The 26,359-nt window shown below is 65.5% G+C and carries 18 protein-coding genes; 9 read left to right on the plus strand and 9 right to left on the minus strand.

The window, feature by feature from the left end; genetic code table 11:
- Together ACV4UX_RS07440 and ACV4UX_RS07445 are read left to right on the plus strand one after the other, a co-directional pair.
- Positions 1-346 (plus strand): sugar nucleotide-binding protein (locus ACV4UX_RS07440; protein ID WP_491592678.1); only part of this gene is annotated, 346 nt, incomplete at its 5' end.
- 287 nt (positions 347-633) lie between these two features.
- Complete coding sequence (locus ACV4UX_RS07445) at positions 634-1,770, plus strand: methyltransferase domain-containing protein (RefSeq protein ID WP_491592679.1); 1,137 nt, start codon at positions 634-636, stop codon at positions 1,768-1,770.
- A gap of 230 nt (positions 1,771-2,000) precedes the next feature.
- On the opposite strand, the gene ACV4UX_RS07450 is transcribed toward ACV4UX_RS07445, so the two are convergent.
- The 7 genes from ACV4UX_RS07450 to ACV4UX_RS07480 all read right to left on the minus strand — a co-directional run bounded on the left by ACV4UX_RS07450 (position 2,001) and on the right by ACV4UX_RS07480 (position 12,198).
- Positions 2,001-3,359 (minus strand): esterase-like activity of phytase family protein, encoded by a 1,359-nt coding sequence (locus tag ACV4UX_RS07450; RefSeq protein WP_491592680.1) that lies wholly within the window; start codon positions 3,357-3,359, stop codon positions 2,001-2,003.
- 64 nt (positions 3,360-3,423) lie between these two features.
- The gene (locus tag ACV4UX_RS07455) at positions 3,424-4,800 is read right to left on the minus strand and encodes an esterase-like activity of phytase family protein (protein WP_491592681.1); all 1,377 of its coding nucleotides are present in this window, start codon (positions 4,798-4,800) and stop codon (positions 3,424-3,426) included.
- Between the two features lie 14 nt (positions 4,801-4,814).
- Positions 4,815-6,215, minus strand: a complete 1,401-nt coding sequence (locus tag ACV4UX_RS07460) for a sigma-54-dependent transcriptional regulator (protein ID WP_491592682.1) — start codon at positions 6,213-6,215, stop codon at positions 4,815-4,817.
- Positions 6,202-8,637 (minus strand): c-type heme family protein, encoded by a 2,436-nt coding sequence (locus ACV4UX_RS07465; protein ID WP_491592683.1) that lies wholly within the window; start codon positions 8,635-8,637, stop codon positions 6,202-6,204. The genes ACV4UX_RS07460 and ACV4UX_RS07465 overlap by 14 nt, the downstream gene beginning before the upstream one ends.
- A 96-nt stretch (positions 8,638-8,733) precedes the next feature.
- Positions 8,734-9,318, minus strand: a complete 585-nt coding sequence (locus tag ACV4UX_RS07470) for a YdhW C-terminal domain-containing protein (protein WP_491592684.1) — start codon at positions 9,316-9,318, stop codon at positions 8,734-8,736.
- Positions 9,302-11,431 (minus strand): aldehyde ferredoxin oxidoreductase, encoded by a 2,130-nt coding sequence (locus tag ACV4UX_RS07475; protein ID WP_491592685.1) that lies wholly within the window; start codon positions 11,429-11,431, stop codon positions 9,302-9,304. Before ACV4UX_RS07475 ends, ACV4UX_RS07470 begins: the two co-directional genes overlap by 17 nt.
- On the minus strand, positions 11,428-12,198 hold the full coding sequence (locus tag ACV4UX_RS07480) for a 4Fe-4S dicluster domain-containing protein (protein WP_491592686.1): 771 nt from the start codon (positions 12,196-12,198) through the stop codon (positions 11,428-11,430). Before ACV4UX_RS07480 ends, ACV4UX_RS07475 begins: the two co-directional genes overlap by 4 nt.
- 130 nt (positions 12,199-12,328) lie before the next feature.
- Between ACV4UX_RS07480 and ACV4UX_RS07485 the strand changes: the two genes are divergently transcribed.
- Positions 12,329-13,120, plus strand: a complete 792-nt coding sequence (locus ACV4UX_RS07485) for a formate dehydrogenase accessory sulfurtransferase FdhD (RefSeq protein WP_491592687.1) — start codon at positions 12,329-12,331, stop codon at positions 13,118-13,120.
- A gap of 273 nt (positions 13,121-13,393) precedes the next feature.
- On the opposite strand, the gene ACV4UX_RS07490 is transcribed toward ACV4UX_RS07485, so the two are convergent.
- Together ACV4UX_RS07490 and ACV4UX_RS07495 are read right to left on the minus strand one after the other, a co-directional pair.
- Positions 13,394-16,030, minus strand: coding sequence for an ATP-binding protein (locus ACV4UX_RS07490; RefSeq protein ID WP_491592688.1), 2,637 nt, complete (start codon positions 16,028-16,030; stop codon positions 13,394-13,396).
- A gap of 9 nt (positions 16,031-16,039) precedes the next feature.
- Positions 16,040-19,066, minus strand: a complete 3,027-nt coding sequence (locus ACV4UX_RS07495) for a chemotaxis protein CheB (protein ID WP_491592689.1) — start codon at positions 19,064-19,066, stop codon at positions 16,040-16,042.
- Between the two features lie 629 nt (positions 19,067-19,695).
- Between ACV4UX_RS07495 and ACV4UX_RS07500 the strand changes: the two genes are divergently transcribed.
- The 6 genes from ACV4UX_RS07500 to ACV4UX_RS07525 all read left to right on the plus strand — a co-directional run.
- Positions 19,696-20,943, plus strand: a complete 1,248-nt coding sequence (locus tag ACV4UX_RS07500) for a histidine kinase (protein ID WP_491592690.1) — start codon at positions 19,696-19,698, stop codon at positions 20,941-20,943.
- A gap of 55 nt (positions 20,944-20,998) precedes the next feature.
- Positions 20,999-22,039: a heat-inducible transcriptional repressor HrcA gene (gene hrcA / locus ACV4UX_RS07505; protein WP_491592691.1), complete on the plus strand. Its 1,041-nt coding sequence runs from the start codon at positions 20,999-21,001 to the stop codon at positions 22,037-22,039.
- Between the two features lie 51 nt (positions 22,040-22,090).
- On the plus strand, positions 22,091-22,588 hold the full coding sequence (locus tag ACV4UX_RS07510) for a nucleotide exchange factor GrpE (RefSeq protein WP_491592692.1): 498 nt from the start codon (positions 22,091-22,093) through the stop codon (positions 22,586-22,588).
- Positions 22,589-22,780: 192 nt separating this feature from the next.
- Positions 22,781-24,694 (plus strand): molecular chaperone DnaK, encoded by a 1,914-nt coding sequence (gene dnaK, locus ACV4UX_RS07515; RefSeq protein WP_491592693.1) that lies wholly within the window; start codon positions 22,781-22,783, stop codon positions 24,692-24,694.
- Between the two features lie 294 nt (positions 24,695-24,988).
- The gene (locus tag ACV4UX_RS07520; RefSeq protein WP_491592694.1) at positions 24,989-25,684 is read left to right on the plus strand and encodes a phosphatase PAP2 family protein; all 696 of its coding nucleotides are present in this window, start codon (positions 24,989-24,991) and stop codon (positions 25,682-25,684) included.
- A 163-nt stretch (positions 25,685-25,847) separates the two neighbouring features.
- On the plus strand, positions 25,848-26,359 hold a 512-nt coding region (locus ACV4UX_RS07525), incomplete at its 3' end, for a flagellin N-terminal helical domain-containing protein (protein WP_491592695.1).

Raw genomic sequence — 26,359 nt, forward strand, 5'->3', positions numbered from 1 at the left:
ACTGGAGATGCTCGAGGCCATCCCCTACGGGATCTTCTTTCTCAGCCCCGACCTGGCCGAATACGCCGCGTCGCTCATCCAGGCCGACGCCCGCGGACTCTTCCACCTGGCCAACGCCGGGCGCGCCAGCTGGTGCGAACTGGCCGGCGAGGCCGTTGCCGCCGCAGGGCTCACCTGCCGCGTCCGGCCCATCACCACCGCCGACTACCCCCTCAAGGCCGCTCGCCCCGCCTACTCGGTCCTCGACACCACGAAATTCACCCGGACCACCGGAGTCGCCCCCAGGCCCTGGCTCCAGGCCCTGCGCGAGTACATCTACGCAGAGCTGGAGGGCGACCCGCGCTAGCCGCCCGCCACCACGCCGGGGCTCCGGCGATGCCCGGAGTCCGCACCGGCGGGACGCCACCCCAAGGCAAGGGGTTGCGATCCGGGCGTGGCCCGTTTTCCCGGAACTGGACGCGCGGGCATGCGCGCAGGAAGAACGCGCCCGGGACACGCGCGACATCCGGGCTGGTCAGAACGCGTGGACTCCGGTAGATGGCTTGCCCCGGGACACATCGGAAAGCATGACCATTTGTCGGGTGGCCCCGCTGGGCCGCCCCAGGCTGCTGACGCGCTCGACGGGGGCAAGGCATGTGCGGTTGGATCGATTGGGACGAAGTGCCGGATTTGGCCGAGGGTGAACGGCTGGCGCTCTTTGGAGCCGGCCTCGGCTCGGTGCGGTTCCTGGAGGGCTGCGCCGAAAGGGGCTTGAACCTCGAGATCGCGGCCGTGATCGACAACGACCCCAGCCTGCAAGGCAAGCACCTGGGCCATGCGCCGATCTTCGGCCCTGCCGCCCTGGCGGGGCTCTCCTTCTCCCGCATCATCGTCACCACGGTTTCCGGCCGCGAGGCCGTGGCCGGGCAGTTGAGGCGTCTGGGCTACGTCGAGGGCTCGGACTTCTGGCTCGTAGGCTCTTTCCCGTCCTCGGCCGGGAGCAACCTGGACCTCTTCCTGCGGCATCTCGCGCCGCGCTGCCCCCGCCTGGAGGGCCTGCGCGCCCTGCACATCGGCCCCGGAGGCTTTTTCGGCCTGGAATGCTGTCTGGCCGCGCTGGGCTTGGCCCCGACGGCCCTCGACGCCTTCTCCTTCAACCTGCGCTACCCGGACGTGACGAGCCGCTGGCCGGACTACCGGCGCATGGGCGAAGAGTTCCCGGCCCGGGCCTCGGCCGCCGGGCTGAAGGCCGCAGGCCTGGACGCCGCCTGGCGCGGAGTCTTCGAGATGCGCGGCGAACGCACCCTGATCCGGGATCAGGTGGTGGATTACCGCTACCCGCACCGTTTTTCGTCACTTCCCTTCGACGACGGGCGTTTCGATGTGCTCGTCTCCTTCGCCGTGCTGGAGCATGTCCGTAGGCCGGAGGCGGCAGTGGCCGAGAGCCTGCGCGTCCTCGCGCCCGGCGGCTACGCCCTGCACAAGATCATCACCCGCGACCACCGCTCCTTCAGCCGCGTGGGCGGGTTCACGCCCATCTCCTACCTGCGCTCGTCAGCCGAGGAGTGGGAGGCCATCAACCGCGACAAGTTCCACCAGAACAGGCTTCTGCCCTCCATGTGGCGCGAGTTGTTCCAGCGGGAAGGCTTCGAGCTGCTGGAATACGCCGTGCTCGGCTCCCACCCGGCGACCGAGGACGAGCTCGCGGGCCTCCACGACGACTATCGCGGCCTCCCGCCTGAACTCCTGGCGGAGATGGACTGCCTCGTCGTGGCCCGCAAGCCCGCCTGACCGCGCCGCTTCCCGTCCCGCCGTCCTCCCTGGCCGGGGCCGCCCCCGGGCTGGCAGCCCGTTGACAAAGTCGATTCCTGCAGCCTGGTCAAAAACCGCTGGCAAGGCGCAGGGAAAAAGCCAAGCCCGAAGCGAACTTTTCCTGCGTGAGGGTTTGGCGTGAGGGTTTGCCTTTTTCCCTGCAACGCAGCCAGCGAGGATTCTTCCATTAACAGGCTGCCAGGCCCCGCCTATTTCACGATGTAGTCCGTGAAGGGCTTGGGCATGGTCACGATCCAGAGCTTCGTCTTTTCGCCGTTGGGCGCAAGCGTCACGCGGCTGGCGACGGGTTTGCCTTCCAGGTGGAGCGTGCCGTCCTGTCCCACGGTGTATTCGTCGGGTTTGACGGCTGTCTTGCCGTCCTTGGTGGTGGCGGGCGCGGAGATCTCGGCGGTGAGGCCGAAGTCGTTGTCGCAGATCAGGGCGAAGGCGCGCTCGTCCACCAGGGCGAGTCCTTCGGCCTTCTCTGGGCTCCAGCCCAGGCTGCGCAGGTCGGCCACGAGCCATTTGCGGGCCAGGGTCATGCCTTGCATGCCGGTGGTTTCCAGGGGCAGGTCCGGCAGGGAGGATGCGGTGGAGATGTCCACGAGGTAGAGCATGGTGCGCAGGGCCTTGTCGCGTCCTTCGCCCTGCTCCAGCACGAGGAAGAGGGTGTCGGAAAGGGCGGCCACGTCGCCGATCTTGGCGTCGGCGGTGCGGCGGTAGGCGTGGGTGTCGAGGGGGTAGGCGAGCATGCGGACGCGGGCGGTGGAGGGATCGAACTCCACGAGGCGCGTGAAGGACGCCGTGGAATCCTTGACCTTGCCGTCGGTGTCCAGGATGGACTGCACGGCCGCGACGATCTTGCCCGAGGGCGTGACGCACACGCCTTCGAAGCCCCGGTTGGGCTGGCGCCTGGCGAGGATGGAGGGCAGCCCTGCGCCCGGGCCGAGCTTGCGCTTGAGGACGAAGGTCCGGTCGTCGAATTCCGCCAGGAAGGGGCCGTACTCGTCGGCGATCCAGAGGCTGCCGCGCGGCTGGTCCACGGCCACGCCTTCGGGGTCCAGGCCGTTTTCGTCGCAGGGCAGGGGCTTGAGCGCGGCGTCGAGGGGGACTTCGCCGGTGGACCCCGCCTGGCCCTTGGCCGGAGGCAGCCCGGTGACGGGTTTGCCGTCCCGGGTCTTGAGGGGGGCGACGCGCTGGAGGTCCGCCTTGCCCCCTTTGACGCGCAGGAGCGCCAGGGAAGGATGGAAGTCCGGGGCGGGGAAGATCTTGGCGGGCTCACCGCGCGGGTCGCTCCCGGCCAGCCAGCGGGGCGAGTCGGCGTTGGGTCCCCGGTCGGTGACGGCGTAGAAGAGGAGCGCGCCGTCTTTTTCCTTGCGCAGGAAGGCGAGGCCGGAGCCGACGCCCAGGGGGAAGCCGGCGGGGAAGGCCTTCTTGAGGGCTTGCGGCGCGGGCACGTTGGATTTGGGAGGCACGCGCACGTCCTGGGGCTGGACGACGGGATTCTGGGCCAGGGCCTCGGAGGCGGCCAGCGTGAAGGCCATGAGGAACAGGAGGGCGCGTCGCATGGAGGTCTCCTTGAAGGGGTGATGGGGCTCTTCTGGCTCCCGGAGGTTTCGTTCGCGTGACGCCTCAGTAGTCGGTGGCCTTTTTGGGGAGCGTGACGAGCCAGATCCTGGGGACTTCCCAGGTGGGTTTGAGGGTGAAGGACGCCTTGACGGGCCGTCCCTCGCAGACCAGGGAGCCGTCCGGGTTCAGGGTGTAGGCGGCGGGGTCCAGGACGGGTTTGCCGTCGGAACCTGTGGCGAACCCCGCGATCTGGGGCTCGACGCCGAAGCCGTGGCCGCTCATGAACAGAAGGGTGCGCCCGTCGTTGAGCAGGGTCATGCTTTCGGCCCATGAACCGGTGAAGCCCGCCTGCTTGAGGTCCAGCACGAGGGTCTTGCGTGCGGAGTTGATGGCCAGGGCGCGCCACTGGGCCTTGTCGGTGACGGCCTCGGGCGGCTGGCCCGCCTCGTTGCGCACGGTGTGGATGTTGTGGGCGCGGGTGAGGTCGGCGGAGAAGACGCGGACGAGTGGCGCTCCATCCTTGCCGAGGCCCTGCTCCAGCACGAGGAGGCGCTTGTCGGCGTAGGCCACGGGGTCGCCGGTGGTGACGCTTTCGGGATCGGCGTAGTCTTCCTCGAGCAGGTAGGGCATCTGGCGCACGCGCTCGGAGGAGGGGTCGAACTCCACGATGCGCGTGAAGTGGCCGGGCTTGCCCTCCCATGCCAGGGGCCTGCGCATGATGGTGTAGAGCTTGTCCGTGGGGGAGAGGCTCACGCCCGAGAAGCCGCCGCCCGGGCGTTTGGAGCCCAGATAGGGCTCCAGGCCGTCGCCGGGGACGTAGAGGGCCTGCACGTGGCCGCCCCCGGAGGAGACGCGGGCCAGGGCGGGACGGTAGCCGTCCACGATCCAGTAGGCCCCGCGCTTGAAATCGTAGACCACGCCGGTCGGGTCCATGCCGGTGGGGTCGAAGGCGAGGGGTTTGAGCCCCAGGCTGAGGGGGATTTCCACGTGCGCGCCCGTTTGCCTGGAGGCCGGGGGCAGTCCTCGCAGGGGTTTGCCGTCCTCCCCGGCCAGGGGGAGCACGCCCGTGACCTCGGCCCTGGCCCCGGAGAGGATCAGCGTGACCACGGCGGGGGTGTAGTCGGGCAGCACGAAGAGCGCGGAAGGGGCGGTCCCGGCGGCTTCGGCCACGGAGGGACCGCGCAGCGTGGGGCCGCGCCCGGTGAGGGAATGCAGGACCATGGCCCCGCCCGGTTGCGCCTGGGCGCAGGAGAGCCCGTACCCCAGACCGAGGGCGAACCCCTTGGGCGCGACGGCCTTGAGCGCCGGCGGCGCCGGGATGGCCATGCCGGGCGGCGTGACCACCTCGGAGGAGCGGATGGCCTGGGCGTCGGCCCGCACCGGGAGCACTAGCGCCGGGAGCGCCCAGAGGGCCAGGAGGAGCGCCAATCGTAGTGTCATGGCTGGTACCTTCCTCAGTTCTTGTAGTCCTGGGTGTCGATGGCCAGGCGTTTGAGGATTTTCTGAAGGCTGGCCCGCTCCAGGCCCGAGACGCGCGCGGCCTCCGAGACGTTGCCCCGGGTGCGGCTGAGCAGCTGTTCCACATAGGAGCGCGTGAAGGCTTCGAGGGCCTGGTTCTTGGCGTCCTGGTAGCTGCCCAGGGCGCAGGAGGCTGCCTGGGCCACGCCGAGGGGACCGCCGTCCGCCGCCAGGGCGGCGTGGGCGTCGATGACCCTGCCCTGGGCGAACACCACGAGACGGCGTACGAAGTTCTGGAGTTCGCGCACGTTTCCGGGCCACTCGCGCCCGGCCAGGTAGCCCAGGGCGTCGGGGGTCAGCTCCTTTTCGGGGAGGTTCATCTCCTTGCAGGTGCGGCGCAGGAAGTGCGCGGCCAGGAGCGGGATGTCCTCGCGGCGCTCGCGCAGGGCGGGCGTGGCCACGGTGAGCACGTTGAGGCGGTAGAAGAGGTCCTCCCGGAAGGAGCGGTCCTTGATCTTCTCCTCGAGGTGCTGGTTGGTGGAGGCGATGATGCGCACGTCCACGGCCACGGTCTCGCTGCCGCCCACGGGGCGCACCTCGCGCTCCTGGAGCACGCGCAGGAGCTTGGTCTGCACGTTCATGGGGATGTCGCCGATCTCGTCGAGGAGGATGGTTCCGGCCTCGGCGGCCAGGAAGAGGCCCTTGCTGGCCTTCTCCGCGCCGGTGAAGGCCCCCTTCACGTGGCCGAAAAGCTCGCTTTCCAGGAGCTGTTCGGGGATGGCGGGGCAGTTCACGCAGATCATGGGTCCGTCGCTGCGCTGGCTCATGGCGTGCACGGCGCGGGCCACCACCTCCTTGCCCGTTCCGGACTCGCCCTGGATGAGCACCGTGTAGTCCGAGCGGGCCACGGCGGCGATGGTCTCCTTGAGCCTGAGCACCGAGGGCGATTCCCCGATGAGCTCGCGCCAGGTCTCGGCCTCGGCCACGGATTCGCGCAGCCTGCGGTTCTCCGAGAGCAGGCGGGCGCGCTCCAGGGCCTTGTCCAGGGTGAGGAAGAGGGTGTCGGGCTCCACGGGCTTCACCAGGAAGTCGTAGGCCCCGGCCTTGAGGGCGGCCACGGCCGAGCCCACGTCGCCGTGGGCCGTGAGCATCACGGCGGTGAGCGAGGGGGCGCGGTCCAGGGCGCGCTCCAGGAGCTCCTGGCCGCTCATGCCGGGCATGCGCAGGTCGGTGAAGAGGATGGAGGGCTGGGCCTTGTCGAGGAGGTCCAGGGCCTCCTGGCCGCCGCCCGCCAGGAGCACGTCCAGGTTCTCCCGGCGCGAACCGATGAGCCGGGCCAGGCCCCGGGCGAAGTCCGGCTGGTCGTCCACCACGAGCACGGTTTCACGCCGCGGCATGGGCGTCCTCCCGTTCCCCGGCCAGGGGCAGGCGCACGGTGAAGAGCGCGCCGCCGGGGCTCTGGGCCTCCACGCTGCCGCCCATGTCGTTGACCAGGCCGTAGACCACGGCCAGGCCCAACCCGGTGCCCTTGCCCACCTCCTTGGTGGTGAAGAAGGGGTCGAAGATGCGGCCCAGGGTGTCCTTGGGGATGCCGGGGCCGTTGTCGGCCACGCGCAGCACGGCCTGCCCGTCCTCCAGGGCAACGCTCACGGCGATGGCCCCCTTGCCAGGCTCCACGGCGTCCAGGGCGTTGATGAGCAGGTTGGAGAGGATCTGCTCCAGGGCGGCGGCGTCGGCGTTGACGGGCGGCAGGTCGGGCGGGGCGTCCAGGGTCATCTCCTTGCCCTCGGCGGCGGCCTGGGCGTGGTAGACGTTCACGGTGCGCCGGGCGGTCTCGGCCAGGTCGCAGGGTCCGGCGACGCCCTTCTTGGGACGCACGAAGTCCAGGAGATCGCGCAGCACCTTCTGGGCCTGGCGGGTGTGGCGCACGATCACGTCCACGTCCTCGCGGCCCTGGCCCAGGCCGGGCAGGCCCTTGAGCAGTTCTGCGTAGAAGAGGATGACGCCCAGGGGGTTGTTGATCTCGTGGGCCAGGCCGGCGGCCAGGCGTCCCACGGCCAGGAGCTTCTCGTTCTGCTGGGCCAGCTCGCGCATGCGCCGCTCCTGGGTGACCTCGCGGGCGTAGGCCACCAGACGCCCGCCCCGGTCCATGAACTCCGGCAGCGGATAGAGCGACACCAGGAAGGTGCGCTCGCCCGGCAGCACCACCTCGCGCACGGCAGGCCCCGAGAGCACGGCGGCGGGCAGGGTGCGCCCGGAGCGGATGCCCAGGGCGTCGCAGAGCACGGCCGCGCCCGAACCGGCCACTCCGCCGCCCGGCAGGGCCAGCCCCTGGGCCGAGGCGTTGGCCAGCACCACCTGGCCGCGCCCGTCCAGGAGCACCACCGGGTCCGCGATGCCCTCGAACACGGCCTGGAGCAGTCCGTTCTGGCGCAGGAGGCTGTCCAGGGCGTCCATGTTCTCGATCACCACGCCCAGCTGCTGGCCCACGGCCATGAGCACGTCCACGGGCATGGGGGCCGGGGCCTGGCCCTCGGGCCAGGAGAGGGCCAACAGGCCCTGGGTCGCGCCGGAGGTCTGCACGGGCACGAAGGCCTGCCCGCCCCGGGACTCGAACGCGCCCCGGGCGGCCATGCGCTCCCAGGCGTGGGGCATGGGCGTGGCCGGGGCCTCGCGGGGCCAGGAGAAGGCCTGGCCCAGGGCCATGGCGCAGCAGTAGGTGGCGCGCCGGGCGCGGAAGCGCCGGGCGATGAGCCCCAGGCAGCCTTCCAGGATCTCCTGGCGGCCGCGCGTGCGGTTGAGGCCGTCGAGCAGGCTCACGAAGAGGCCCACGTCGGCGCGGCGCTCCTCGGCCTCGCGGGCCAGGCCCTCGGTGCGCTCCTCCACGCGCTCCTCCAGGGTGGCCGCGTAGGACTGCAGCTGCGCCCTGGCCTGGCGCAGGCTCTCGGCGAAGTGCTCCATGGAGTGCAGCATCTGTTCGATCTCGTCGCGGGGCAGCCCGGCGGGCAGGGCCTGGGGGGCGCTGGCGGCCTGGGCGGCCTCGGGGAAGTGGCGGCCCATCACCTCCAGGCCCCGGCGCAGGTTGTGCACCACGAGGCGGTTGAAGAAGACGTAGATGGTGGCGAAGAGGAAGATGGCCCCCAGGCTGAACATGAGCACGAAGCCAAGGGTGGCCCCCTGGATGCGCGCCACGGTGGCCTCCATGGGCAGACGCACAACGTGGGCTCCGGCCAGCTCGCCCTCCTTTCGGTTGAAGCCGCGCTCGGGGCCGAAGGCCTCCACCAGCTCCTTGGGGGCCATGGCCGGGTCGCCGTGGCAGCGCAGGCAGAAGCCCTGGTAGCGCACGGGCTGGGCCAGCACCATGTACTGCTTGCCGCCTTCCATGAGGATGGCCTCGTCCCACTCGCGGTCCGGATCGGCCTGGAAGCGGGCGATGAACTCGCGCTCCAGGCCCCTGGCCTCCAGGTCGGGGCTGCGCGCGCCCAGGGCCACGCGTCTGAAGCCGAAGTCCTCCCTGCCCTCGGGGCCTGTGGGGGCCATGGCGGCGCGGGCCAGGGCCGTGCAGCTCATGGCTTCGAGCAGGCCCTTGTCCTCCAGGAGCGCGCCGGAGATGGCGGGGCGCAGGTTGTCCTGCACATAGACGTGGAGCGATTCCACGCCGCGCAGGATCACCTGGGCCTTGCCGCGCGCCTCGTTCTCCAGGGTTTCGCGCAGGTACTGCTGGAGCAGGTAGACGAAAAAGACGCCGATCACGGCCATGATGGCCGCAAGGCCGAGGATGAACTTGGTCTGGAGGTTGCGGGGCCTGGGGAAACGCATAGGGCCATGATACCGCGCCCGGGGCCGGAGGGCAACACGGTCGGACGCTGCGGCGGGCTGCGGTCGCATGAGGGCGGTCCCGCCCCGGAAGCCGCGTCAGGGGTTGCCGGCCATGTCCTCGTCGCGCCGCGCCAGGAAGCGGGCGTACTCCGGGGTCAGGTGGCGCGTGGAGAAGAGATGGACCGCCCCCTCCGGGCTCTGCGTGAAGCGGATGTCGGCGTAGACCTCGCTTGCGGCCATGGTTTTCAGGGCGGCGGCGATCTCCTCGGGCGCGAGAGCGAAGGGCGGGCACTCGAAGAGCTCCGGCCGGACGGGCCGGGGATAGTCCCGGGAGTTGATCCGCACCTCGGCCGCGATGAGTTCCGCCGTGTTGCCCCGGCGGTCGAGGATGCCCGCGAAGTGGCGGCTCAGGAGGGCGGGCATGTGGTACCTGGCCTCGCCGTCCAGCCCCGTGAAGCAGGCGATGTCCGGCTCCCGGGCCAGGCCCTCGGCCAGCAGCTCGGCCAGCCCTTCCGCAGAGGCCGCAGGGACCGGAAGGGCCGCAGAGGCCTGCGGGGCCTCGCCGCCGAGTTGCCCGGCCACCGAGGCGGCGATGTCGGCCAGCCCGGCCAGGCGGGCCTGCGCGCTGGCCTGGCGCACCGCCTCGCGCGCCAGGAGGAGCGGATCATTTTCCCGGTTCATTGGAGGCTCCCGGCAGGAGGTTCAGGCGCTCAAGGGCCGCAGCCGCTCCGTCCAGGCCGAGGCGAGCGTAGGTCTCGCGGGTCGGCGCGCCGCTGGCCTTGTCCCAGCCCATGACCCCGTAGAACATGTCCAGGGCCGTTGCGATGTCGGCGCGGTCCATGCGGATGGTCCCCTGGGTGAAAGGCTGCTGGCCGTGCTTGTCCTCGTAGAGCCAGTCCGGCGTCAGGTCGTGCTTCTCGCGCATGGCGAGGGTCCCCATGTCCCGGATGGTCAGGGCGCGGTGCAGGGTGAAGATGCGCTCGCCCATGAGGTCCAGCTCTTCGCGGCTGGTCGCGCGGCCGGTGGCCAGGCTGAAGAGCTTCGATTCCAGGCTGTCGTCGCCCCGGTAGCCTTGCTCCTTGAGGGGCGAGGCCACCCACGGCCCCATCCAGTTGCACAGCCCCAGGCTGTCGTGCAGCTCCTTGCGCACCAGCGACCACCTGGCCCGCCGGGCCTTGTGGACGTTCATGGGCCTGTAGTCGCCCACCGCGTCCACGCTGTCGGGCGAGCCCCAGATCTCCCCGGCCAGCCGCTTCTGCTCCGCGATGGGCAGGCCGTTGCGCACGAAGTTGGTGTGCGAGTGGCACTGCGCGTCCCGGTTGTACTGGGTGTTGATGAGCACCCCGCACTGGCCGTCGTCCTCGTTGGCGTGGTGCTTGGGGTGGCCCATCTTCCAGTAGAGCGTGGAATGGTCGCGCTTCCAGTCCTCCTCTTGGATGCCCCAGTGCCGGAAGAGCCCGGCCGTGCCCTGGCTCAGCACCTGGCCCAGCTCGCCCTGGCGCTCGCTCAGGCGGGGGATCAGGTCGAAGAGGAAGGCCGGGTCCCCGGCGTCGTACTTGTCCCAGGCGTAGGAGGCGTACTCCTTGGCGGGCAGCCTGGCCTTCAGGGTTCCGTCGGAATACAGCTTCACGAAGTCGCGCTGCAGCTGGCCGTAGTTGCACCACAGCCCGTAGTCGTCGGCCAGGTGCATGCCCACCATGCAGGCCTCGAGCGAGCCGAGACCCTTGTTTCCGCCCGGCATGTTCCGGAAGAACGCCCGCCCGAACACCAGGCCGACGCAGGTGTTCTGGCCCACCTCCTTGATGCCGTACTTGGCCGCCACCGAGGGCATCTTGACGACGGTGTGGCAGCGTATGGGGCAGGCCGTGCAGCCGTTGCCGCGCACGGTGTGCCGCCAGGCCTGCTCGCCCAGGAAGAAGGCCGCGCTGTTGGAGCGGTAGGCGATCCGGTTGAGGTCGTAAATGCTGCCCGTGATCTCCACGGGCGGGTCCGCCGCGCCCCAGCGCCTGCCCGGCTCGCCCACCCAGCGCGAGCCCGGGTTGTAGTACTCCGACTCGGGGCTGGGAAAGGCCGGAACCACGTGCTGGTTGTTGGCCCCGAGGATCGAGAGGTGGTGCTTGATCAGCCGCTCCCATTCGTCCCGGGGGCCGGCGATGCGCAGCGCGCCCGAACCCTGCACCCCCACGGCCTTGAGGTTCTTCGCGCCCATCACCCCGCCCACGCCGCCCGCCGAATGCGAGACGCTGTTGGCCACGATGGCCAGGGGCGCGAGCCTCTCGCCCGCCTGCCCGATGGCCGCCACCACGCAGTCCGGCCCCATCTCCTGGCTGATCTCCAGCGTGGCGCGCCGGATGCCGCCGCCCCAGAGCCTGGAGGCGTCGCGCAGCTCCACACGGCCGTCGCGGATGAAGAGCCAGACCGGCTTGTCGGCCCGGCCCTCCACGATCAGGGCGTCGTAGCCCGCGTATTTGAGCTTGGCCGCGAACTGGCCGCCCATGTGCCCGCTGCCCGCCAGGGGCGTGGGCCAGACGGTGGGGAAGACGGCCGTGACCGCCGTGCGGCCGTTGCAGGGCACGCCGGTTCCGGCCAGGGCTCCGGTGGCGAACACCAGCTTGTTGGCCGGGTCGAAAGGCCCGGTCCCGGCAGGCACCTCGTCGAAGAGCACCCTGTAGCCGATGCCCGTGCCGCCCAGGACATCGCCGTACTTCTCCGCCGTGTCCTCCCGGCTGACCTTGCCGCTCGAGAGGTCCACCCGCAGCACCTTGCCCGCGAATCCTCCGGGGCTTTGCGTCATGATCCGCTCCTTGACCGCTCTTTGGCCGGGCTGTCGGGCACGGGGACGTGGCACTCCGCGCAGGCCTTGGCCTTTTCCGGAGGGATGACGCTCATGACCGCGAGAGCCGGGCTCTCGCGGGTGAGGTCGCGCCAGGGGGCGTAGCGCAGGGCCGAGGCCGGGCAGGCCTCCACGCAGCGCGGCCTGCCCTGGCAGAGGAAGCACTTGGAGGCCTTGCCCCTCCCCTCGTCAAAGACCATCATGGCGTAGGGGCAGGCCCGCTGGCACAGGCGGCAGCCCACGCAGCGCGCAGCGTCCACCACCCTGGCCCCGGTGGAGGCGTCCATCACGATGGCGTCCTGGGGGCAGGCCGTGGCGCAGGGCACGGGATGCGGGCACTGGCGGCAGAGGCCCTGCACCACCAGGCCGTTGCCGTAGGCCCCCAGGAGCGGTGCGCCGGAAGGCCCGGCCGGGCCGAAGTTGAGGTTGCGCGAAATCTTGATCCGGGCGAGCGACGGTGCGGCCACGGCGTCGTTGAACTCGGTGCAGGCCAGTTCGCAGCGCTGGCAGCCCACGCAGCGCGCGGGATCGGCGAAGAGCAGGCCCTGGGGGTTGTCCAGGATCACCAGCGGCGCCCCGGCCCCCCAGGCCGACGCCGCGCCGAGAGCCGCCATGCTGGCCAGGGCCCCTGCCGAAAAGAGCAGGAACCCGCGCCGGGAAAGCTCGCCGCCCAGGCCGCAGCGCTCCGCCGCCTCGACGATCGGTCCGGACCCGCAAAAGCGCCTCATGCTCCACCCCCCCGGATGCCCAGCCCGGATGCCCTTCAAGGGCTTGGCCTCGCGTTCTTTTGCCCGTATCCTTCTAATCCAAGCCCCGAAAGCCAGCAACCGGCATCATGCCGCCCGACGGAATCGAGCCATGGATGTGTACAGGCGATGCGAGGCGCTCAGCTTCAGCGCCGAGGGCCTCAGGCCGGTCACGGTCAACGCCGTCCTGGAGACGAGCCTGCGCCTGCTGGTGAACGGCAGGGAACTTGCCGCGCTGCAGTGCACGGGACTGCATCCGCGCTCCCTGGCGGCGGGGTTCCTCTTCTGCAACGGGATCGTCGATACGGCCCGGGACATCGCGGACCTGACCGTCGAGGAGCGCGACGACAGCTTTGTCGCCCATATCGAGCTGGTTTCCAAGGCCCCGGTGGAGCCCAGGCTCAGCCTCACCTCGGGCCAGGGCCTGGCCGCGCTCGGATGCAGGCCCGAAGGCGCGGCGGCGAAGAGGCGCGCGCCGGTCTGCACGCCGGGGGACCTCATCGCCCTGGCCGCCGGGCTCGAAGCGCGCTCGGAACTCTACCGGGCCACCCGGGGCTGCCACAACAGCACCCTCTGCTCGGCCGGGGAGATCCTCTTCTTCTGCCCGGACATCGGCCGCCACAACGCCATCGACACCATCGCCGGGAAATGCCTGCTGGAAGGCATCGACACGCGCGACCTGATCCTGCTCACCACGGGGCGCGTCTCCGGGGAGATCGCCCTGAAGGCGGCGCGCTGCGGCTTCGCCGTGCTGGCCTCGGGCTCCATGGCCACCAGCCTCGGCGCGGAGCTGGCACGCAAGCTGGGCCTCAGCCTGGTGGGCAACGTCACGGCACAGGGCTGCCTGATCTACCACAACAACGGGAGCGTCGGGCTAACGGGCGCGGACCACCCACCACGCTGACACGGCCGCCTGACGCCCCACGAGGAACGGCGGCAGCGCCTCTTTCGGAGCGCCCTCGCAAGCTCTGCCCACGCTCGGCGGCATCGCTTGGGCACAAATGGGGCACCCAGCCGAGGTTATCCGCAGCCGTACTTCGATTCCCCCGACTGGACGCCCGGGCAACGCGAGACGAACGCGCGCCTGCAGCACTTGTTCAGGGGGAATATCGCTGATACGCTGGCTCTTTCGTTCAGCGAGCGTTTCAAGCCGGGATTTGACCCTAGTTCAGTCCCGTCATCGGCGAACGCGCCCCTGAGCGCGCCTGGGATGGGGCGTGCCTTGAAGGCCGTCGGTAGATGCCGAGTCTGCGATAATACGCGTGACAATCTCCTTGAGAGCGACGATGTCAATCGGCTTAGCAATGTAGTCATTCATCCCGACTGCAAGGAATTTCTCCCTGTCTCCAACCATAGAATAGGCTGTCGTGGCTACGATGGGAATATTAGCCTTTGCACCTAGGGCTGAAGAAGATCTGATGGTTTTAGTCGCTTCAACTCCATCCATGACAGGCATCTGGATATCCATAAGGATGATGTCGAAATCCTGTTCATCCAACAGCCTCAAGGTTTCCAGCCCATCAGTTGCGACGGTAACAGAGTAGCCCGCTTTGTTGAAGAGTCGCGTTGTAACCATAGCGGTTACGGTATCGTCTTCGGCCAACAGGATACGGAGGGGGGGTTCGTTGGGTAAGCCCGGAGTCAAACGATTCCCCTCCATGTCAATATTCGTCTTCCCCCCGGGGAGCTTAAACGGCAGCGAAAAGTATAAGGTAGTCCCGCCGCTTTCTGTATTGTCTACGGAGATGCCCCCCCCCATAAGACTAACCAACCGCCGTACGATCGAAAGGCCTAATCCAGCACCCTGGTAGTTACGACGGAAGGTATCTCCTCCTTGGACGAAAGGATCAAAGATGTCTTTTAACCGATTGTCCGGAATGCCTATCCCAGTGTCCTCAACAGAAAAGAGGATTCTGCAAGACGCTTTATTGTCGGTCTGAATCATGGATGCGTCCACAACAATATGTCCCTTTTCCGTGAATTTTATTGCGTTCCCAACAAGGTTGAAAAGCACTTGCCGGAGTCGCGCTTCATCTCCAATCAGCCGTTTCGGAATCTGTGGGCTTACTGTGAAATCCAAGCCAAGCTTCTTCTCTTTTGCGGCTGACTTAAAAAGCTCCATAATGGATTCTTTCAAATTGTAAAATTCGAATTCTGCTTCGATGACTTGCATCTTGCCTGCTTCGATTCTTGAAATGTCGAGGATATCAGAGAGCAGCCTAGTCAAGCGATTTGAGGACTTTATAGCAGCGAGAATGTATTCTCTCTGTTCATCATTCGGGGTTGTAGTGTCGAGCAATTGAAGCATTCCCAGGACGCCATTAAGTGGTGTACGAATCTCGTGACTCATGTTGGCCAGAAATTCGGACTTTGCTCTGTTTGCAGACTCGGCAAAGTTCTTCGCAATTTGGAGTGCTTCTAAAGCCTGAAGACGTTCAACCTCTCCTCCCGCTCGAACGCCAGCTAACTGAAGAATTGACTCGGCAAGCCGGGAATCATTCAAGGGGTGACGACCGATAACCGCTATAAGTCCGTTGGGTTGCCCGGCAGAATCCCACAGTGTGATGCCAACATAGCTCTCGGCAAGCATGTCTTGGAGGACTTCATCTTTAGGGAAAAGCCCGCGCACATCGCGGGGGAAACAGCATGTCTGCTTCCCCACCACATCCCCACAAGGAGTGTCCTTCAATGCGTAGCTGATGTTATCTTCAAAATGCCCATCGAAATATACAGCCAGAGTTCGGGCGTTAAGCCCGTCCCCTTCCAGCCGATCAATGCAGACGAAGTCCATGTCCAGGGTTTCAGCCAAATACTTAGCAAGAGTCTCGAAGAATCCCATCCCCGAACGTGCGCTGCAACAGGTGGCCAAAAAAGTCAGAGCCTGCTCTATGGTTTTCCGCTCCGTGATGTCTCGATTGCATACACGGCGACCCAAGAAGACGCCCTCATCACTGAAGATTGATTTGCAGATATGGTTGATCCAGACGACATTGCCAGAGGGCTTGATTATTCGGAATTCCATTTCCTGAGGCTGATGCTGAAGCTTGTCCAATTCCTCCAAGTGCTCTTTCCAGATTCCCCGGTCTTCAGGGTGAACTATCTCAAGGATCGAGAGTGGTTCGTCCTTTGTAAACTCTTCCGGTTCGAAGCCAGAGATGGCTTTGCACGAGGGGGAAACCCAAATGTACTTACCGTCCGGGGCTCGCCAGTATTCCCAGTCGTATGTGTTGTCGGAGATAATGCGGAGATGAGCTTCACTCTTCAGCAAGCCTTCTTCAGCCCGCTTGCGTTCTGTGATGTCGCTTATCACGACGCGGTATACAATGATTCCCTCGGAGTTTTGAGTGACCGTGGAGGAAAGGCTCGCCCAAAAAAGCGTGCCGTCCATTTTAACCATCAATAGTTCCCATGCCTGCGACTCACTAGTCTCAAGGAGCTTCTTGCGGTGGTGGTAGTACTGATCCTGGGACTCTACATGGATGAATCGACTTAACGGCTGTTTGATAAGCTCGGTCCGGGGAACACCTAGCAGGGTCGCAACAGTGAGGTTAGCCTCTTGGATACACCCCATATCCGTAAGGGTGAGATACCCAATGGGTGCTAGGTCATAAAGATCAAAATAGCGCGCCTGCTCGGCATCCAACTCGGCCTGGGCTCGACGCAGTTCCTCGTTCTGCATCTCCAACTCAATCTGGTGGACGCGGAGTTCGTGAAGAACATGCTGTGTTTCTTCAAGTGAAAGAGCGCGATTGTTCTTGGCCTCACTTGCCAATACGCGTTTCTCCGCTTCCTGGCGCAGCTTGTCCTTCGTCATGATTCCCCCTCAGAGCAAATGTCGCTCCGTGGTCGCTAGAGCATAAACTTGACCGGCCTCACCGATAAGAGGTGTGGCCAGTATCGATACCGCCACGAGCTTTCCATCTTTGGTGAGACGCTGCGCCTTATACGGTTCATGCTCGCCTCCCGCTGAGATTCGGCGAAGTATTTTAATTTCTTCTTCGCGCATATCTTGAGGGATGATGTCACGAATGTTCATGTTCAAAGCTTCTTGTTCGGTCCAACCGAATATCCTTTGAGCCGAAGGATTCCAGGCCATGATGGCCCCGTCCAAATTCAGCATCAAGATGGCATCTTGGGAGTCGCGTACAACCACAGCTAGACGGAGCTGGTCGTTTGCCTGCGCAAGCAGATCCTGCGATTTTTTCATCTCAGTGATATCGAAGAACGTGATCACAACGCCTTCAATCACATTGTCGAGTGTCCGATAAGGCCGAATGCGCATCGTGTACCACTTGCCTTCAAGCGTCTGAACTTCTGTCTCTTTAGGGGTCAGAGAATCAAGGACGGCCTGCGCATCAGCTACCAAGCTATCATACCCGACAAGATTTGACACGATATGGCGCACTGGTCTCCCCACATCACTCAGGATCAGGTTGATTATCTGAGTGGCGGCAGGGGTGAAACGAAGGATGTGTAACTTATGATCAACAAAGATGGTGGCAATGCCCGTACCGGCCAGAAGGTTGTTCATATCGTTGTTGGCTCGCGATAAATCCGCCACCTTGGTTTGGAGCTCAGAGTTGACCGTCGCCAGTTCTTCGTTGACCGATTGGAGTTCTTCTTTGGATGTCTCAAGCTCTTCATTTGTGGATTGGAGCTCTTCATTGACCGACTGCATCTCCTCGTTCGAGGATTTGAGTTCTTCGTTAGAGGTTTCCAGTTCCTCGTTAGTAGTTTGGAGATACTCTTCCTTGGCTCGCAGTTCTTGTTTAAGTGATGTGATGCGCTCATCAACAGTTGAACCCAAAATGCCGTCAGCTTCGAGGGCCTGCGGGGTGGAAATCCCTTCCTGCTCGTTGGCAGGTGATTGCGATTGCTCCAGGATGACGAGAAAGAGGGGTGATTCCGTTGCTCCGCCAGTGCCAGTCATGACCGGGCGAATGGTCAGGTTGACCGAAGTGAAGTCGCCATTGGTTTTAACTCGAAGGCCAGAAAACTGAACGACTTCTCTTGTCTGGACGGCTTTGTGCAAGGCGGTGACTAGGTCTCGCCGTAACCCTTCGCGAGCATTTTTCAAAATATTTACAACACCAACTTCACCCGGAGGCTGTTCCAGATACTGGCCAGAGCGACCGTGTAGATAGAAAATGACACCTTGCCCGTTGACCAGGGCAGCGACAGGATCAAACTGTTGCAGAAGTGTTTTTTCAGTTAATTCCCGCATAGGTAGATTACTAGTGTCAACTTCCCTTGATGCTCCTAATGGGCGTCTAGTATCCAACGCAGTCATGGGTGGCAGGAATTGCCCTAGAGGTATGCGGTGGGAACCCAGAACATCCCCTTTGCGCTGGTAAATCTTCAACTTTCTCTCAAGCGTAGAAAATAGGTCGCCGAACTCGCCAACAGTTTCCGAGGTTCCCAGAAACAGGAAGCCGCCAGGGTTCAAGGCGTAGTGAAAAAGGGGAATAATCTTCTTCTGCAAGTCCCCGTCCAAATAAATAAGCAGATTACGGCAACTAATCAGGTCGAGTTTGGAGAAGGGCGGGTCCTTGATCACATTCTGCTCAGAAAAGACCAGCATGTCCCGGATGCCTTTATTAACTCGGTACGCGACGCCGTCAGCCTCGACAGAGAAAAATCGAGCTAAACGTTCTTCAGAGATGTCAGAGGAAATGCTAGCTGGATAAAGACCGCTGCGGGCTGTTCCAATCGACTGGCTGTCAATGTCGGTGGCGAAAATTTGGACTTTGAAGCTCTGTTTCAAATCATCCATTCGCTCTTGCAGGAGGATGGCCAAAGAGTATGCCTCTTCACCTGTCGAGCATCCTGGCGACCAAATGCGAATCAGAGAGCCTGGGGACTTACCGGCAAAGAGTTTCGGGATGATCTGTTCTTCAAGGGCTTTAAAGGCCGCAGGATCGCGAAAGAAATTGGTTACGCCGATCAACAGATCACGAAAGAGGGCTTCAACTTCAGCTGGGGTCCGTTGCAAAAACTTGACGTAGCCGTCCATCGTATCGATCTGATGAACTGCCATTCGCCGTTCAATCCGGCGATGAATCGTGCTCGGCTTATACTGGGAAAAATCATGACTGGTCTGTGCACGAAGAAGGATGAAAATCTTTTTCAGGGTGCTTTCCGTCTTGAGCGGAAGAGCTGTTACCTGCCGAGGGGGCTTGCCGAATGCATGGACAACGTAGCTGATTATCTGGGCTGGCATCGCGGCTGGTGGCAATTCGAAATCAACTAGGCCGGTGGCAAGGGCGCTTCGCGGCATTCCATCATACTCGGTGGACTCGGGTTTCTGGGCCATGACCATGCCCCCTTCGCCCTTGATGGCCCGAACCCCCATAGTTCCATCACTTCCGGTTCCAGAGAGCACTATGGCTATGGCCTTCTCGCGTTGATCTTGGGCCAGGGACCGGAAAAAGAAATCAATAGGGAGACGCTGTCCTCGGGGAGCTAAAGGTTCCAATAATTGGAGCGTGCCATTCAGAAAGGCCATATCCCGATTGGGCGGAATGATGTACGCGCAGTTAGGCTTCACTACCATCCCATCCTCTACCTCGAACACCTGCATGCGGGTATAGCGACGGATAAGGTCGGTGAGGATGCTTTTGTGATCAGGGGCCAGATGTTGAACCAGCACAAAGGCCATGCCTGGATCGGTCTCTACAGGCATGCCAGAGAAGAATGCCTCAAAAGCCGCCAAACCTCCTGCAGATGCGCCGATCCCGACTATGGGGAAAGATGGACCCGGGGGCTGCACGAGGGCGCTGGTGGGTGTCTCAACCGAAGCCTCGGGGCTAGTCGTGGGCTTAGACTTCGGCGGGGCCTTTTTCTTGGCCATAAGAGGGTCTCCCTGTGGGTGGCATGAACATTCGCTCACGAGGATTCTGATGTAGACAATCGTCGCTACTTTAGCCTGTTTAGCTTACTATCCCACTTATGGGGACTTGAGACAAGCGAATACGGTGGTAAAGGGCCTTCCGGGATATGAAATCTTTCTCCCGACGAATCGATCACTTTGATCCAACCCAAACACCATGCATTACAAATAGAATTCTCGCCCCACCTCTGCGGCCGCGCCCAGCCCGCCCGGCACGGCCTTCATCAACCGGAGCGTCCGCCAACCTCCCCCTGCTTCCTTGAGAACGCACCCTGCGTCGCCCGGTTCGCGGCCTCGGGGACGCATCGTGCGCCTCTTCCGGGCCGGATGCAGCGATATCAACAGGTTACACATTTTTCCAATTCCATCAAACTTTGGCATCCCGTTTGCTATTAAAAAGGCGGGTTGGTTGTGGTGGGGAGATGCCGCGAGACTTCAGCCGTCTTGCAGGCGTCACCCCTTCGAGACGAGAGATTCCGGCTGCCTGCCGGCCTCTTCCCTCAGGGCTTGGGCCGCGAAGGTGACGACCTTCGCGGCCCTCTTTTTCCCCTTGCCTTTCCCCAACGCTGTTATATCCTCGCACGCACGCTATGCCCCAATTCTCGCAAGACCTTGCCAAGGCCTGCCGGTTCGAGAGCCGCCTGGACATGCGCTGCCTCGTCACCAAGCTTCTGGACGACGCTCCGCCCCCGGTCCGCGTGGCCATCATGCACCTGCTTGTGTCCCTCAAGACGAGCCTCGTCACCCTGGTGAAACGCCCGGACTTCCACAACCTGGAACAGCCCGTGCGCGACTGGGGCGAGCTGCTGTGCTCCCTCACCGAACTCCGGCTCGATCTCGACCGCATCAAGTCCTCGCGCATCGAGCGCCTGCGCCACTGCCACCCGCATTTCATCCAGCTGGAGCACCGCTTCGAGCTGCTCAAGCGGGCCTACGAGTCCAGCACGCTGATGACCGAGATCATCTACGCCCTCGTCGAGGCCGGGCAGGAATTCACCACGGCCGAGGAGATCCTGGAGCGCTCGGGCGAGGTGCTCCTGCGCGAACTGGGGGCCGACCTCTTCGTCTGCCGCCTGCGCGACGAGGAAGGCAACTGGATCAACGTGGCCGCCTCCGACGCCGAGGAAAGGCAGACCCCCATCTTCGTGTGGATCATGGAAGACTCCATGGACACCCACCCCGTCATGCGCGCCGTCAACGAGCGCGGGGTGTTCCACGTGCTCTCCAACGACCTGCGCGGCCTGGAACGCGGCGGCGAATCCATCGACTGCATGGCCTACCAGGAGGGCTACCGCTCCCGCCTGGCCTTCATCCTGCGCGTCTCCGACTGCGACGCCTTCGGGGCCATCAACCTCTACTCCCACCACCCCGGCTTTTTCGACCGCTACGAGCCCCAGTTCCTGGCCGACGCCTCCAAGATCGTCTCGCTCACCGTGGGCCGCCAGCTCGAAGTGGGCAAGGACGCCCTGGCCAAGGCCGCGGGCGGCATGGCCCATGTGGGCAACAACGTCCTGGGCATCATGATGAACTACAACTCCATGGTGCTCGAAGAGCTCGAAGCCATCGCCGGAGAGGTGAAGACGGCCCTGGACCGCCCCCAGCCCGACCGCGACGTGCACGACCTGGCCGAAGAGATCAGCCGCCTGCGCAAGCTGCTCATCGACCTGGACGTGGACCGCAAGGTGGACAGCCTCAAGGGCGTGGCCGAGGCCATCCTGCGCCTCAAGGCCGCCATCGGCAACCTGCTCACACAGGTGGACAAGCCCGTGCTCATGCCCTACGTGCGCGGCCAGGAAGTGCTCGACCTGGAGCACCAACACCACGGCAGCCATTCTTGACAGCCCGCCGGGGCGTTGTTAGCTCTCTGGCACTCTCAAGAGGTGAGTGCCAAACATGAGCGACGCCCCGCTCCTCCCACGCGAAAAGGAAGTCCTCGCCACCATCCTGGAGGACTACATCGCCAAGGCCCAGCCCGTGGGCTCGCGCACGGTCTCCAAGGCCGGGGGGATACGTCTTTCGCCCGCCTCCATCCGCAACACCATGTCCGATCTGGCGGACAAGGGCTACCTGGGCCAACCCCACACCTCGGCCGGGCGCGTGCCCACCGAGAAGGCCTTCCGCCTCTACCTCGACGAGGTGATGCGCATCCGCCCCCTGCCCGAACCCCTCAAGGAGATGATGGCCGCCTCCCTGGGCCAGGCCGGGCTGGAGATCGACACCATCCTGCGCCACGCCTCCCGGCTGGTCTCCTCCGTGTCGCGCCAGGCCTGCGTGGTCACGGCCCCCAGGCCGGACCAGGCCCGCTGGCGGCAGATCGACTTCGTGCTCCTGCGCCCGGGGCTGGTCATGGGCATCCTGGTGCTCCAGGGCGGCCTGGTGCAGAAGCGCCTGGTGGCCGTGGGAGAGGACATCGCAGCCGACGACCTGGTGCACTTCGGCAACTACCTCAACCACCATTTCCAGAACCTCGCGGTCTCCGAGGTGCGCGCGCGCATCCTGGCCGAAATGGCCGCCGCCGAGCGCGAACTCTCCGACCTGACCGGTCGCGCCCTGCGCCTGGCCATGGAGGCCTTCGACGCCCCCGAGAGCCCCGAGGTCTACCTGGAAGGCACGCTCAACATGCTCGCCCAGCCCGAATTCTCCGACATGGGGGCCATGCGCGAGGTGCTGGGCGCGCTGCAGGACCGCGCAAGGCTCCTGGACGTGCTGGACAAGACCATCGCCCAGTACCGCACCGTGGTGATCCTGGGCAACGAGTCCCACGTGGCCGACCTCTCTGGCTGCGGCCTGGTGAGCGCCCCCTACGGCGGCGCCCAGACCCCCGTGGGCTCCGTGAGCGTCATCGGCCCCCTGCGCATGGACTACGCCGAGGTGGTGCCCCTGGTGAACTACACCGCCAAGCTCATCACCGCCATGCTGGACAGACACTTCTAAGGTCCCCCCGGACCCTTCCATTCCCTTGAAGCCCTTTCGGAGGAGCCATCCATGACCACGCCCGAAAACGACGCCCCCGCCGAAGCCCCCCTCTCCCTGGAGGAGCAGGTGGAGAAGCTCAAGCTGGAGGTGGCCGCCGAGGCCGACAAGCGCCTGCGCGCCCTGGCCGAGACGGAAAACCTGAAGAAACGCCTGATCCGCGAGAAAGAGGAGTTCGTGCGCTACGCCGCCGAATCCGTGCTGGCCGACCTCCTGCCCGTGCTGGACAACCTGGACCTGGCCCTGGCCCACGGCGCGGCCGTGCCCGGCTGCAAGGACGTGGTGCTGGGCGTGGAGATGACGCGCAAGGTGTTCCTGGACACCCTGGCCCGCCACGGCCTGGAGCCCTGCGGCGCGCCCGGCGAGGAGTTCAACCCCGAAATCCACGAGGCCGTGGGCGCGCAGCCCGGCGGCGGGATGGCCCCGGGCCACGTTCTTTCGGTGATGCAGGCCGGATACCGCCTGCGCGGCAGGCTTCTGCGCCCGGCCAAGGTGCTGGTGAGCCAGTAGCGCGGCCCTCTCCCCCGGAAAGACGCGCATTGCGAGGCAAAAAGGTGGCCCCAGGCCCCTTTACAGCGTCGAAAACCGAATTATTGTCAACCACGACCGCGCCCGCTCCGGCGGGCGCGTCCTTTGAGCAGATCATCCGGTTCCTTGAGCGGCACCGGCAGCCATCACCACTCCCAAGGAGGAACCTTTTTCATGGGCAAGATCATCGGCATCGACCTCGGCACCACCAACTCCTGCGTCTACGTCATGGAGGGGAAGGACCCCAAGTGCATCACCAACCCCGAAGGCGGGCGCACCACCCCCTCCATCGTCGCCTTCACCAAGGAACGCCTGGTGGGCGAGATCGCCAAGCGCCAGTCCGTCACCAACCCCGAGAAGACCATCTTCGCCGTGAAGCGCCTCATGGGCCGCGCGTTCGACGCGCCCGAGGTGGCCGAGTGGCTCAAGCACTGCCCCTACAAGATCGTGGCCGGAGCCAACGGCGACGCCGCCGTCGAGGTGGAAGGCAAGCGCTACTCCGCCCCCGAGGTCTCCGCCATGATCCTGGCCAAGCTCAAGGCAGACGCCGAAGCCTATCTGGGCGAGACCGTCACCGAGGCCGTGATCACCGTGCCCGCCTACTTCAACGACTCCCAGCGCCAGGCCACCAAGGACGCCGGGCGCATCGCGGGCCTTGAGGTGAAGCGCATCATCAACGAGCCCACCGCCGCCTCGCTGGCCTACGGCTTCGACAAGAAGGCCAACGAGAAGATCGCCGTCTTCGACCTGGGCGGCGGCACCTTCGACATCTCCATCCTGGAAGTGGGCGACAACGTCGTGGAAGTGCGCGCCACCAACGGCGACACCTTCCTGGGCGGCGAAGACTTCGACCACCGCGTCATCCAGTACCTGGTGGACGAGTTCAAGCGCGAGAACGGCATCGACCTCTCCCAGGACCGCATGGCCCTCCAGCGCCTCAAGGAGTCCGCCGAGAAGGCCAAGAAGGAACTCTCCACCGCCATGGAGACCGAGGTCAACCTGCCCTTCATCACCGCCGACGCCAACGGGCCCAAGCACATGATGGTCAAGCTCTCGCGCGGCAAGCTCGAGAAGCTGGTGGAAGACCTGGTGGAGCGCACCGCCGGACCCTGCCGGAAAGCTCTGGCCGACGCCGGGCTCACCGCCGCCGACGTGGACGAGGTGATCCTGGTGGGCGGCATGACCCGCATGCCCCTGGTTTCCCAGAAGGTGAAGGAGCTCTTCGGCAAGGAGCCCAACCGCTCCGTGAACCCCGACGAAGTGGTGGCCATGGGCGCGGCCATCCAGGGCGGCATCCTCACCGGCGACGTGAAGGACGTGCTGCTCCTGGACGTGACCCCCCTGACCCTGGGCATCGAGACCCTGGGCGGCGTGTTCACCAAGCTCATCGACCGCAACACCACCATCCCCACGCGCAAGTCCCAGGTGTTCACCACTGCGGCCGACAACCAGCCCTCGGTGTCCATCCACGTGCTCCAGGGCGAGCGCCCCATGGCCCAGGACAACATGACCCTGGGCCGCTTCGAGCTCACGGGCATCCCCGCCGCCCCGCGCGGCGTGCCCCAGATCGAGGTGGGCTTCGACATCGACGCCAACGGCATCGTCAACGTCACCGCCAAGGACACCGCCACCGGCAAGCAGCAGTCCATCCAGATCACGGCCTCCTCGGGCCTCTCCGAGGCCGAGATCCAGCGGCTCATCAAGGACGCCGAGTCCCACGCCGCCGACGACAAGAAGAAGCAGGAGACCATCGAGGCCCGCAACCACGCCGACACCCTGGTCTACACCACCGAGAAGACCCTGCGCGAGCTGGGCGACAAGGTGGACGCCGTGACCAAGGGCGAGATCGAGGCCAAGGCCGAGAAGCTCAAGGAGCTCATGAAGGGCGACGACGCCGAGGCCATCAAGAAGGCCACCGACGAGCTGGCCCAGGTGTCGCACAAGCTGGCCGAGAAGCTCTACCAGCAGCAGGGCGCGCAGCCCGGCGGCCCCGAAGCCGGAGCCCCCGGCGCGGGACAGCCCCACGCCGGCGCCCAGAACAAGGACGACGACGTGGTGGACGCCGACTACACCGAAGTGAAGAAATAAGCGCCGCAAGGCGACACGATGATCGAGACGCCCGGCAGGGAAACCTGCCGGGCGCTGTTGCGTCGGCGGCCGGGAAGCGACCGCTGGAGACCGGGGAGCGCCCCGGCGTGGCAGCGTATGCGGCACGGCGCGGCACCGCCCGGCGCTGGATTTCCCATCCGTAAGTGGACGCCCGCCCCGCGACGCTGTAGAGCCAACGGACCCTCCCGGCCGGGCGCGGCCCGGCCGACCGGCTCCGGCCGTGTCCCCTCCCCCATCGCGCGCCGGGCGGGCAGCACCCTGACGGAGGTCTCCATGGTCCCGCTTTGTCGCCGCGCGCTCCTGCTCCTGGCCCTTGGCATGTCCCTGGCCGTCACCGGCCTGGCTCCCGGCCGGGCCTTGGCCCAGCCCCTGGGGCCGGACCCCTACTTCTCCAGCGCGGCGGCCACGCTGGCCGCCCTCCAGCTCCTGCCGCCGCCCCCCGCCCCGGGCACGGCCGCCCAGGCCGCCAACGTGCAAATCCTCCAGGCCGTCACCGCCACGGCCACCCCGCAGATGACGGCCGCCGCCCTCTGGGACTCCGACCCCTCGGTCTTCGACTTCTCCCAGGTGCTCGGGCAGGACTTCAACGCCAAGAACCTGCCCGCGGCCAACGCCTTCTTCACCCGCGTGGCCGTGAACATCGAGAACACCAACATCAACCTGGACAGGATCTACAACAGCCAGGGGCCGGTCAGCGCGGCCTCCTACCCCAGCGCCCACACGCTGCTGGGGCTGGTGGACGGCATGATCCTGGCCGACATGGTTCCCGAAAAGCGCGGCGAGCTCGTCACCTACGGCGTGCAATACGGCCTGAACCGCCTGGTCCTGGGCCAGCACTGGCCCGCCGACGTGGGCGCGGGACAGATGGAAGCGGGCGTCGTGCTCATGGCGCTGCGCGCCAGCCCCAGCTTCCAGAGCGATTTCGACCTGGCAAGGGCCGAGGTGCGCGCCAAGCTGGGGCTGCGCTAGGGCCGCGCAGCCCTTTCGCGCCGCTTCGCGGGGGCGAGGCGCCGGGAAGAATGCCCGCTCAAGCGTGCCGGCCTAAAGATTCCCCTGCAGCATCCGATAAGAAAGGGGACAAGCCGGGATTCCATCCCCCACCCCACCCGGCCGGCAGGCGGAGAGCGACGCCATGACCACGATCTTCAACCACAATCCCCTGGCCATCGTGAGCGGCTACTACCTCACGCGGGCCTACGACGGCCTGGAGCGCTCCACCCTGCGACTCTCCTCGGGGCTGCGCATCAACAGCGCCGCCGACGATCCCGCCGGGCTGGCCGTGAGCGAACTCATGCGCGCCGAAATCGCCTCTCTGAACCAGGGGGTGCGCAACGCCAACGACGCCATCTCGCTGCTCCAGACCGCCGACGGCGGCATGAGCGTCATCGACGAGAAGCTCATCCGCATGAAGGAGCTGGCCACCCAGGCCGCCACCGGCACCTACACCTCCGCCCAGCGCCTTATCCTCGATTCCGAATACCAGGCCATGGCCTCGGAGATCACCCGCATCGCCAACGCAACGGACTTCAACGGCATCCACCTGCTCAACGGCCACCTCTCCAGCAACACACACAGCGGCTCCGGCCTCGAACCCACGGGCAAGCTGAAGGTGCACTTCGGCACGGGCAACGACTCGAAGGAAGA

Source organism: Fundidesulfovibrio sp., from assembly GCF_058402725.1.